Raw genomic sequence first — 11,749 nt, forward strand, 5'->3', positions numbered from 1 at the left:
ATGCGCTCTGAAGTTTTTTTGGTTCTTTTTGTTCACAACCGACGCTGCCAGCGAGTGCAATGCAAACGCAGTTTGCAAATTGCCAAGCGGCGAGGAGGAAGGCGAAGCCAACGAGAACAGTTCCAGCCTGTCACCAAAGAGTCACAAAAAACCGCACATATATATTTACCAGAACCTAACATCGTTTTATGAGATTCAGAATTGCCCTCGCCACCCTGCTCCTCGGGATTTTCGGGACGGGAGCCCACGCCCAGGTCGAACAGCCTGTGAGCTGGCGTTTCACCGCCACCGGCCAGCAAGCCGAGATGACCGCCGACATCGACATGCCGTGGCACATGTACGACATCGGGCCGTATGACGGAGGGCCCAACGCCACCACCTTTACCTTCACCCTGCCGAACGGCGTTTCGCTCGACGGCGGCATCCAGCAGAGCCCGGCGCCGACCCGCGTACACGACGAGATTTTCGGCATGGAGATCGGCTACTTCGCCCGTTCCGCGAAATTCGTGCAACGCTTCAAATTCTCCCCCCAGCTCATCGCAGCCGGTAAACCCGTCACCATCAAAGGGAACGTCGAATGGCAAGTTTGCGACGACGAAAGCTGCCTGCCCCCCACCGACGAAGACTTCACCCTCACCCTGACCCCGCCGACACCCGCAGCCGGCGAAGCACTCGATACCCTCCCCGCCGCGCTCGACCAGCCCGCCGCAGCGGATCCCGAAGGGAAGATGGTGCGCGACGAAGCCATCTTCGTGACCCCTGAAGCGACCGCCGACACCGCCGCCGTTTCCGGCGAAACCTCCTTCGCAGGACTCGAACGGAACGAAAGCAAAAGCTTCTGGACCATCATCATCGAAGCCATCCTGTGGGGCTTTGCAGCCTTGCTGACCCCCTGCGTCTTCCCGATGGTTCCGATGACCGTCAGCTTCTTCCTGAAAGGGAGCGACAATAAGGCAAAAGGACGGTTTATGGCCACCTTTTATGGGATTTCGATCGTCGCCCTCTACACCCTTCCCATCGCCGCCATCATCCTCATCACCTACTTCGTGGGCGGAGATTCGGTGACGGCCGACATCTTCAACTGGCTGGCCACACATTGGCTGCCGAACATCCTTTTCTTCCTGATTTTCATGATCTTCGCCGCCTCATTCTTCGGCGCATTCGAGATCACCATGCCCTCGAAACTCGTCAACCGGAGCGACTCCAAAGCAGACAAAGGAGGCCTCGTCGGCGTCTTTTTCATGGCCCTGACCCTCGTGCTCGTGTCATTCTCCTGCACCGGGCCGATTGTGGGCACCGTGCTCGTAAAGTCGACCCAGGGCGCGATCTGGGAACCGATCTTCACCATGCTCGCCTTCTCGGCGGCGTTTGCACTGCCTTTCACCATTTTCGCCTTCTTCCCCTCGCTGCTCAAGAACCTGCCCAAATCGGGCGGGTGGCTCAATTCGGTGAAAGTAGTCCTCGGTTTTATCGAATTGGCGCTGGGGCTCAAGTTCCTCAGTGTCGCCGACCAGACCTACCACTGGGGGCTGCTCGACCGCGAAGTCTACATCGCCCTCTGGGTCGTGATCTTCTTCCTGCTCGGTCTCTACCTGCTCGGCAAGCTGAAATTCGCCCATGACAGCGACACGAAATACGTGAGCGTGAAGAGGTTATTCCTCGCCATCATCACCTTCGCCTTTGTCGTATACCTGATCCCCGGGATGTTCGGGGCGCCGCTCAAGGCTTTGAGCGGCTATCTGCCGCCGCTCTCCACGATGGATTTCAACCTTTCGGCTTCTTCGGCGGGCGGTGTGTCTGTATCCGGCGGAGGGGCGGTGTCATCGCTCGACCGCTCAAAAATCGAAGGCGGTGCGCCGAAATACAGCGACTTCCTACATCTGCCTCACGGCTTGGAGGGATTCTTCGACTACGAACAAGGGATGGAATATGCCCGCGCAGTGGGGAAACCTGTTTTCCTCGACTTCACCGGCCACGGCTGCGTGAACTGCCGCGAGATGGAGGCCAACGTATGGAGCGATCCGACCGTGCAGAAGCTGCTGCGCGACAACTATGTGATTATCGCCCTCTACGTGGACGACAAGAAGCAGTTGCCGGAGAGCGACTGGGTGACCACCCCCAACGGGAAAGTGCGGAAGACCTTAGGCAAGATCAACGCCGCCTTCCAGATCGAACGCTTCGGGATCAACGCCCTGCCCTACTATGTGTTGCTGAACAACGACGGGAAGCCGTTGGTGACCCCTCGGTCATACGATTTAAACGTGAACGGCTTCATCAACTTTTTGGAATCCGGCCTTCAGGCCTACCGCCGCAACGCGCAGTAGCGACAGGCACGAACAAAGAACGGGGCGAAGATTTGGGCCGACACAGCCATTCGCCCACCACGGGGCCCCACAGGGGCTTTTACTAGGGTTATCACTGCCTTATTTAAGCAGGGCCTGCCCGGCCCGAGCGCAGTACCCTCCTGTAGCCAAAGACGCGCGCCGACGCCTTAACAGGAAAATCATTCAAAAGCGTTTTCCATTTTTGAACAAGATTTTCCCAAGGCGCGCGTAAGGCAGCCTCGACTCCAAAGCCGGCCGGAGCCAGCGAGGCCGGAAACGAGCATCGCGAAGTTGCAGGCCTACGCCTGGGGTGGCTCCGGCCCGGACGGCTCTTCGAGCCGCAGCGTTTCGGCCTTGCTTTTATCCCCCGCCTCACGCTCCGCAAGACTCAAACAACAAACACTATTCATATATATGGAAAAAGAAGAGACCACCCGACAGCAGAAAGTCGGCCGCCAGATACAGAAAGACCTCAGCGACATCTTTTTGAAAGAAGCCCGCCATCTCGTACAAGGCGCCATGGTCACCGTATCGAAAGTACGCGTCAGCCCCGACCTCGGCTTTGCGAAAATCTACCTCAGCGTTTTCCCCTTCGACAAAGGCGCCCCGACCCTCGCCGCCTTGCACGACCACGCCGGCACCATCCGCTTCGAACTCGGGAAACGCGTGAAAAACCAACTCCGGATCGTTCCCGAAATCGCCTTCGCCATCGACGACTCCCTGGAATACGTCGAACGCATCGAGAAACTGATTCAGGAATAACCCCACCCACACACCCAGACAACCTACCCCGGACACACCATGAAAACCACCCTGCTCGCCCCTCTCGCCTGTGGCTTAATGCTGCTTCTCGGCAACTCCTGCGGTCGTCAACCCCTCCCCTTGCCCGAAGCCGGACTGATCCCCCAGCCCGTTTCAGTCACCCGCGGAGACGGAAACTATAAACTGAAAAGCGGCATGACCATCTCCGCCGACTCCTCCCTGGAGCCCGTAGCGAACTACCTGACCGAAGCCCTGCGGAGCTCCTCCGCCCTTCAACTCGAAACCGCCCCCGGAGCCGAAACCGGGAACATCAACCTTCGCCTCGGCCTCGACGACCCGAATCCCGAAGCCTACACCCTGACCGTCGATCGCGACGGCATCGTCATCCGCGGCGCCAGTCCGCGCGGCGTAGCCATGGGGATAGCCACCCTGCGCCAGCTCGTCCCCGTCGACCCGACCGACAGCCGGATCCCCTACATCACCGTCAGCGACTCCCCTCGATTCGACTGGCGCGGCATGCACCTCGACGTCAGCCGCCACTTCTACACCGTCGACCAGGTCAAACGCTACCTCGACCTGATGGCCACCTACAAATTCAACAAATTCCACTGGCACCTGACCGACGACCAGGGGTGGCGCATCGAGATCAAACAATACCCCCTGCTGACCGACAGCGGCGCCTGGCGGAAACTGAACAGCCAGGATCGCGAATGCCTCGCCATGGCCGCGCGTGAAGACAATCCCGACATGCAGCTCCCCGAGGAACTGCTCCGCATCGAGAACGGCGACACCCTCTACGGCGGCTTCTACACCCAGTCCGAGATTCGCGACATCGTCGCCTACGCCGCCGCCCGCGGCATCGACGTCATCCCCGAACTGGACATGCCCGGCCACCTGATGGGCGCCCAGCAAGGCTACCCGTGGATCACCTGCACCGGTGAATCCTCCTGGGGAAAGAGCTTCTCCTCCCCCCTCTGCCCCGGCAAAGACTCCTCCCTGATGTTCGCCAAGAACGTCTACAGCGAAATATTCTCCCTTTTCCCCTACGAATACGTGCATCTGGGCGCCGACGAAGTCGAAAAGACCAACTGGAAAAACTGTCCCGACTGCCAGGCCCGGATCAAGACCTACGGCCTCGCCGACGAACAGGAACTTCAGGCCTGGTTCGTACACGACATGGAATCCCACTTCCGGTCGAACGGCAAAAAGATGATCGGCTGGGACGAGATCGTCGAAGGCGGCCTGTCGCCGACCGCCACCGTCATGTGGTGGCGCGACTGGGCCCCCGGCGCCGTGACCACCGCCACCGCCCAAGGCAACGACGTCATCATCTGTCCCGACTTCCTGCTCTACCTCGACTTCATCGAACAGGGCCGTGACCTGAAACGGATCTACGAAACCGAACCCACCGCCTACCGGGCCGAATGGCACCTCACGCCGAAGCAACAAGCCCGGATTCGCGGCGTACAGGGGAACGTCTGGTGCGAACGCATCCCGAGCGAACGACGGATGCAATATCAGGTGATGCCCCGTATGCTCGCCCTGAGCGAGATGGCATGGGCCCGTCCGGAAGCCAAGAACTGGGCCGACTTCGAACAGCGGTTCGCCGCCCAGGCGCCTTACCTGGATCGCCGCGGCATCAACTACCGGATACCCGACCTGACCGGCTTCAACGACCTCAACGTCTTCGCCGACACCACCACCGTCGAAATCGAGTGCCTGCTGCCGAACATCGACGTGCGCTACACCACCGACGGCACCTTCCCCACCCTCGAATCGCCGTTGTACACCGGGCCGATCACCGTGACCGAATCGACCCATTTCATCTTCCGTCCCTTCCGGCCGGACGGCACCGCAGGCGCCATGCAACGGGCCGAGTATCGGAAAGAGACCTATTCACCGGCCCAGCCCCTGCCCGACCGCAAGTTAGAGAACGGCGTCCGGATGCTCTACCACGACTTCCGGGGTCGGAAATGCGAAGAGATCGAACGGGCGAAAGCCGTGCGGAGCTACACCCTCGACAGCGTGGCGATTCCTCCGCGGATTACCGAATGGCTGGGGTTGATCTACACCGGCTACCTCGAAGCCCCCGAGAGCGGGATTTATACCTTCGAACTGATGTCCGACGACGGATCGCGGCTCTTCTTGGACGACGAGCTGCTGATCGACAACGACGGCCCTCACGGCCCTGTGACCCGCACCGCCCAGCGCGCCTTAGCCGCGGGATGGCACCGTCTTCGCGTCGAATACTTCGACATGAACAACGGCGGCGAGCTCACCTTGCGCTGGGCCACCCCGTCCGAACCGGAGCTCCACACCCTGACCGGTCTGAAGCACTGATCCGGCCTGCCGCCTCGTTCGCGCCACGACAGGCAACCGAACCAAGAACCGAGGTAGAAGCTGCCATATCGATGCTGGTTTTTGTCTTATTCGGGCAGACACGGCCAAAGCATCCCGCAGGGATGCGCTCTAAAGTTTCTTTGGTTCTTTCTGTTCACAGAAAGAACAGTTCCAGCCGGGAAGTGCCTAGACCGCGCGCCACGCCTAAAGAAGCGATTCAGCTATTTCGGCGGTAGCCGAATATAGATGAATCGCGCAGGCGCGCGAAAAAAGAACAACGCAAAAAATCCGTCGCCCGCCTGCGTAAAAGGGGATTTCGCTCATTTTGCGTCAGCAAAATCGAGATGAAATCCCAGCGGGCGACGGGAATGTGGCGGAGCGAAAGCGGAGCCGCAGTGAGGCGGACACGGGGCGGAGAATTGGGGCGAGTTTGGGGTCGAGCTTTTGCGACTCGCAGAGTCGCGCAGTTCGCCGCCACCCCACGCGGCGGACTGCAACTCGACGGGGCTCGTTGCATTCACCGCTGGCGGCGAATTGCTATAGGCTGTGAGCGAATAGCTAAGTCCCCGTGTTAACGGTCGGCCCGCAGCCCCCGGATGCGGAGGGGACGCACAGCGTCTTTTACTGGCCGCCTCGGCCTTAATATTTCGTTCTGCGCTGGCTGCGGCCGAAAATAAATAGGCAGTGCTTTTGCGGCTCTACGAGCCGCCGGGGAGCGCGCAGCAGCGAAGCCGCTCGGGGGAGTGGGCGACAGGCCGAACCCGGCAGAATCGAGACGAACTGTTGGCCATGCTCTTGTAGCTCTACGAGCCGCCGGGCCTGCGCGCTGGCCTTCGGGCCGCCCCCCGAGCGCGCGGCCCGAACCCAACAGACAGTGGCGCCGCCCGCACCAGACAGCCCCGCCCCGAGACAAAGCCCCCACACCGCGAGGAATCGCCGGAAAATGTTACCTTTGCCAGCGAAATACACCCCTTATCCCATGAATAAAACGGCCGACTACCGGTTCACCATCATCGTACCCGTCTACAACGAAGAAGACAACATATATACCCTCGAAGAACGGTTGCGGGCCTACCTGCCCGCAACCACAGCAGGAGGGCAGCCCGCCTGCGCGCTTTTCGTGAACGACGGCTCGAAAGACCGCTCCGGCGAACGGCTGCGCGAAATCTGCGGACGCAACCCCCACTTCTACTGGCTCGACCTCGCCCGGAACAGCGGCCTGAGCGCCGCCATGAAAGCCGGCATCGACGCCACCTACTCCGAATACGTCGGTTACATGGACGCCGACCTTCAGACCGCCCCCGAAGACTTCGACCTCCTGCTGCCCCATATGGGCGAATATGAGATGGTTATGGGTATCCGCACCGGCCGGAAAGACTCCTTCGTGAAAAACATGTCCTCCCGGATCGCCAACGGTTTCCGTCGGATGATGACCCACGACGGCGTCGAAGACACCGGCTGCCCCTTGAAAGTCCTGCGTACCGACTACGCCAAGCGAATCCCCTTCTTCACCGGCATGCACCGATTTTTGCCCGCCCTGATCCAACTCCAGGGCGCACGCGTGAAGCAAGTGCCCGTAAGGCACTTTCCCCGCGTCGCCGGCCAGTCCAAATACCACCTCTGGAACCGGCTCGCCGGCCCCTTCATGGACTGCTTCGCCTACCGGTGGATGCGCAAACGCTACATCGACTACCGCACCGGAGAGACCAACCTGTAACCCATGCACCCGCTCGCCATCGACAGTTTAGGTTACCTGGCCCAGCTGCTCTTCTCGGCCCGGTTTTTCGTCCAGTGGATCCTGAGCGAACGCGCCCGGCGCGTCCTCTCGCCCACCATCTTCTGGCAGATCAGCCTCGTCGCCGCCTGCATCTTTTGCCTCTACGGCTGGCTTCGGAACGACTTCTCCATCATCCTCGGGCAATTCGTCACCTACTACATCTACATCTGGAACCTCAACGCCCGTCGAGCCTGGAAAACCCTCTGGCCCCCGATCCGCTGGACGATCTTCGCCCTGCCGCTGGCCGGCATCCTGTGGATCGCCCTGAACTGGAGCGACTTCCTCGCCCACCTCTTCATCGAGAGCGACCTCCCCGGCTGGCTCATCGCCCTCGGCACCGGCGGACAAATCATCTTCACCCTCCGCTTCGTCTACCAATGGTGGTACTCCCGACAGCGCGGCGAATCGATCCTCCCGCTCGGCTTCTGGCTCATCAGCCTCACCGGCTCCACCATCATCATCGCCTACGCCTTGATTCGCGGCGACATGTACCCCCTCATCCTCGGGCACCTCACCGGCGCCTTCGTCTACACCCGTAACATCATCATCTTCAACAAACAACGCACCGCTCAGGCCACAGCCTCCGACAGCAACGACCGACCATGCGAAAACACCTCGACACGATAGGCACCGACTGGAGCCGCTACCTGCTTCTTTTCCTCGCCATCCTCCCCCTCTTTCTCTTCCGCGACCTCACCCGGAACAACGAACTCCGCTATCTGAGCATCGCCGACGAAGCCATCCGCGACGGCCACCTCTTCACCTTCTACAACCACGGCACAGCCTATGCCGACAAACCGCCGCTTTTCCTCTGGATGCTGATGCTCGGGCGGACACTCTTCGGGCACAACCTCAGCGCCCTGATGAGCTTCATGAGCCTCTTTTCGGCCATCCCCGCCCTGCTGATACTCCGCACGATGAACCGCTGGGTGCGTCCCGTCGTGACCGATCCCCGGGCCCGGCTCGCCGGACAACTGATGCTCTTCACCAGCGTCTACTTCCTCGGCGCCGCCGTCATTCTGCGGATGGACATGCTCATGTGCCTCTTCATCGTCCTCGCCTTGCACACCTTCTGGCGGCTGTACAGCGGCACCTCGGACAGCGAAGGCCACCTGCGCCGCGACCGATGGCTGTTTCCGGTCTGGGTATTCCTCGCCATCTTCTCCAAAGGGCCCGTCGGGATACTCGTCCCCTTGGTGAGCGTCATCCTCTTTCTGGCGATTCGCCGCGACTGGCGAGCCATCGGACGCTACTGGGGCTGGCAGACCTGGGGCATTCTGCTCGGCCTCTGCCTGCTTTGGTTCGGCGCCGTGTACCTCGAAGGCGGCACCGCCTATTTGGACAACCTGCTGGTGAAACAGACCGCCGGACGCGCCGTCGACGCCTTCCACCACAAAGCGCCCGTATGGTACTACGCCGTTTCGATCTGGTACTCCCTCGCCCCGTGGTCGCTCTTCGCCATCGGCGTTCTCGCGTGGGGCCTTTGCCGTTGGCGGCAGACCGCCGCAACCGACCTGGAACGCTTCTTCCTCGTCGTCGCCCTCTCCACTTTCGGCGTCCTCTCGCTCGTCAGCTCCAAAATCCAGATCTACCTGCTGCCCGCCTTTCCTTTCTTTATCTACCTCGCCCTCCTGTGGAGCGCCCGCGAAGGTACCCGCGGCTGGATGCGCTGGTTAGTGGGGATTCCAGCGGCCCTACTGGCCCTCGCTTTCCCCGCCTGGCTCATCGTCTGCTACCTCGCCCCGGAGCTGCCTGTTCGTGAATCCCTCTTCGTACCCATCGGCACCGCCGTTTTGTCCGTCGCCGCCGTGTGGAGCCTCGTCCGGCTGTGGCGCGGACGACTCTACCCCGCCATCACCCTGCTCGGCAGCGGCATCCTCGCCACTCTCTTCGTTCTCTCGTTCGCCCTGCCCCGGTTCAACAGCTACATCGGGATGGGCGACGTCTGCGGCGCCGCCAAAACCGTCGGCGACGCCGCCGGGATCGACCGCTACTACACCTACGGCATCAGCCGCGCCGAAAACATCGACGCCTACTTAGGCCTTCCCGCCGAAGGTCTTTCCGCCGAAACGCTCGACACCTTGCAACACGGCATCGTCATCACCTACCGCTCCCGGATCGGCTACGACGAAGCCCTGACCCGCGCATTTTCGGGCCGGGAAGTCCACCGCGTGGGCAACTACGCATTCGGCGTGTTCGACCGGCCCGAAACAACGGATCAACCATGAAGATATTAGTAACCGGTGCCGCCGGCTTCATCGGCTTCCACACCATCCACCGCCTCTGCGAGCGAGGCGACCAGGTCGTCGGACTCGACAACCTGAACGACTACTACGCCGTCGAGCTGAAACACGCCCGTCTGGCCGCTTCGGGTATCGCCTCCGCACCCGCCGACCGCCACTTCGCCACCAGCGACACCCTGAACGGCTACCGTTTCGTCCGGGCCGACCTGACCGACAAAACCTTTATCGACCGCCTCTTCGAGACCGAGCGTTTCGACGCCGTGATCCACCTCGCCGCACAAGCCGGCGTGCGGTACTCGATCGAGAATCCGTACGCCTACATTCAGAGCAACGTCGTCGGTTTTCTGAATATTCTCGAAGCCTGCCGTCACTTTCCGGTAACCCATCTGGTCTACGCCAGCTCCAGCAGCATCTACGGGCTGAACGAGCAGGTTCCCTACGCCGAGAGCGACATGACCGACCGCCCCGTGAGCCTCTACGCCGCGACCAAGAAGTCCGACGAACTGATGGCCCACGCCTACTCGAAACTCTATGGGATTCCCGCCACCGGCCTCCGTTTTTTCACCGTCTACGGCCCTTGGGGACGCCCCGACATGTCCCCGTGGCTCTTTCTGAGCGCCATCACCGAAGGCCGTCCGATCCGCGTCTTCAACCACGGCCGGATGGAGCGCGACTTCACCTACATCGACGACATCGTGACCGGCGTCTGCGCCGTCGTCTCGCAGCCGCCCGCAGCGAACCGCCACGGCGTGCGGACAGCCGTCTACAACATCGGCAACAGTGCACCGGTTCCCTTGATGGATTTTATCGGCGCGATCGAGCGGTCGGCAGGGCGCGAAGCCGTGAAAGAGTTCACCGAGATGCAGCCGGGCGACGTCGTGCGCACCTATGCCGACACGACCGCCCTGGAGCGGGATTTCGGCTATCGTCCCTCGACCCCGTTGCAGGAAGGCATCGACCGATTTTGTGCCTGGTACCGGCAATATCACGGCCTGTAACGATAAGATTCTACAAAGATTTCACCCTCATGTCTGGACTTGGTCTGACTTTACGCGGGACGCGGATGTACCTTTGAACGGCACCTTCCCGTACTACTCGGATGGGGTTGTCGGAGAATCTTACGGTGCAGGGAACTACAAAGCCACCAACGGTCGTCTCTACAAGGTAAGCACCTCGGGCGCGGGAACCCCGCTCGCCTGGTACCCCGCCCCGGGCTTCCGCGGCGCAGGCTACCGCGGTAGCACCTTGGGCGCGCTGGGCGGCGTCGGCCGGGAAGGTACAGTGTGGTGTTCCGCCACGGGCGGCACGGGCGGTGCCATTCTACTGTTTGATATACCTCGGCTTACCCCGGGCCACACAGTCGCCCGCGACCACGGTTTTCAGTTGCGTTGCCTCTCGGAATAAACGGGCCGGAGAGCTTTCGCCGGAACCGATCGGGGGCTTAAAACCCAAACTTCTACCGATTTTTTCCATTCGGATTTTACGGATCATGCGGCACCGCCCCGGGCCACCGCGGCAGCGGCGAAGGCGAATTGTGGGGTGTCGGCATCGGTGGGTACAACTGATCGTCCACGTCCTACGATTCGGGAGACCGCTACCGTGGTGTGCTCTTGCACTATTACGCGACGTACCTCAATTCCAGCGACGTGTACCTTCGCGCCTACGGTTTTCAGTTGCGTTGCCTCTCGGAATAAACGCGCCCGCAGGGCGTTTTACTGCCAGCCTCTACCCTACTTTTGAGCTGAATCCTACGATTCGAAGAATCGCACGGGCCGAAGCCTCCCCCAGCGGAGGCCCGCAACTGACGTTGCTGTGGACCCCGCAGGCTTCGACCCTCGAAAGCACTTTCCCCCATTCATTACCCCTTTTTGTGGCATTCGTCCTCGGCACGCCCCCACGCGCCGGTGCCTTCGGGAACTCCGATTGGGCAGCCTCTACCCCAATAAGAGGCCGGCGATTCCTTTCGGAATCGCGCTACTCGCTCTCAGTCTTAGCTATTCGCCGCCAGCGGTGAATGCAACGAGCTCCGCGAAGTTGCAGTCCGCCGCATGGGGTGCGGCGAACTGCGCGACCCTATGGGTCGCAGAAGCTCGGCCAAAGCACTGCCCCGTGTCCGCCTCACTGCGGCTCCGCTTTCGCTCCGCCACTGCCGTCGCCCGCGGCAATTCTTACCGGATTGGCCAAGTGCCGACCGGCAGAATATGCCCTTTTAAGCGGGCGGGCGACGGATTTAGGGGCGAGGTTGGGGTTTTCGCGCGCCTTGCGCGATTCATTCTATTTCGGCTCACCGCCAAAATGATTGA

At 61.2% G+C, this 11,749-nt stretch carries 9 protein-coding genes; all 9 read left to right on the forward strand.

All coding sequences use genetic code 11. From position 1 onward, the window contains the following. On the forward strand, positions 1 to 192 hold a 192-nt coding region (locus Q9S52_RS09680), incomplete at its 5' end, for a hypothetical protein (protein WP_304708967.1). Beyond that, entirely contained in the window at positions 189 to 2,324 is a 2,136-nt protein-coding gene (locus Q9S52_RS09685) for a protein-disulfide reductase DsbD (RefSeq protein ID WP_304708968.1), read from the forward strand. The genes Q9S52_RS09680 and Q9S52_RS09685, both read left to right, overlap by 4 nt. 414 nt (positions 2,325 to 2,738) lie before the next feature. Next, positions 2,739 to 3,086, forward strand: coding sequence for a 30S ribosome-binding factor RbfA (gene rbfA, locus Q9S52_RS09690; RefSeq protein WP_300727479.1), 348 nt, complete (start codon positions 2,739 to 2,741; stop codon positions 3,084 to 3,086). A 39-nt stretch (positions 3,087 to 3,125) separates the two neighbouring features. Beyond that, a complete protein-coding gene (locus tag Q9S52_RS09695; RefSeq protein WP_304708969.1) occupies positions 3,126 to 5,426 on the forward strand; it encodes a family 20 glycosylhydrolase in 2,301 nt (766 codons plus the stop codon). Positions 5,427 to 6,405: 979 nt separating this feature from the next. After that, positions 6,406 to 7,143, forward strand: coding sequence for a glycosyltransferase (locus Q9S52_RS09700; protein WP_297627409.1), 738 nt, complete (start codon positions 6,406 to 6,408; stop codon positions 7,141 to 7,143). Between the two features lie 3 nt (positions 7,144 to 7,146). Beyond that, positions 7,147 to 7,830 carry a lipid-A-disaccharide synthase N-terminal domain-containing protein gene (locus tag Q9S52_RS09705; protein WP_294594476.1) on the forward strand — a complete coding sequence of 228 codons (684 nt, stop codon included), beginning with the start codon at positions 7,147 to 7,149 and terminating at the stop codon, positions 7,828 to 7,830. Then, positions 7,806 to 9,431: a glycosyltransferase family 39 protein gene (locus Q9S52_RS09710; protein ID WP_304708970.1), complete on the forward strand. Its 1,626-nt coding sequence runs from the start codon at positions 7,806 to 7,808 to the stop codon at positions 9,429 to 9,431. Before Q9S52_RS09705 ends, Q9S52_RS09710 begins: the two co-directional genes overlap by 25 nt. Beyond that, the gene (locus Q9S52_RS09715) at positions 9,428 to 10,444 is read left to right on the forward strand and encodes an NAD-dependent epimerase (protein WP_304708971.1); all 1,017 of its coding nucleotides are present in this window, start codon (positions 9,428 to 9,430) and stop codon (positions 10,442 to 10,444) included. The genes Q9S52_RS09710 and Q9S52_RS09715 overlap by 4 nt, the downstream gene beginning before the upstream one ends. A 73-nt stretch (positions 10,445 to 10,517) precedes the next feature. Continuing rightward, positions 10,518 to 10,850, forward strand: coding sequence for a hypothetical protein (locus tag Q9S52_RS09720; protein WP_304708972.1), 333 nt, complete (start codon positions 10,518 to 10,520; stop codon positions 10,848 to 10,850). Positions 10,851 to 11,749: the final 899 nt, after the last annotated feature.

Source organism: uncultured Rikenella sp., from assembly GCF_948810725.1.
Classification (GTDB): Bacteria; Bacteroidota; Bacteroidia; order Bacteroidales; family Rikenellaceae; genus Rikenella.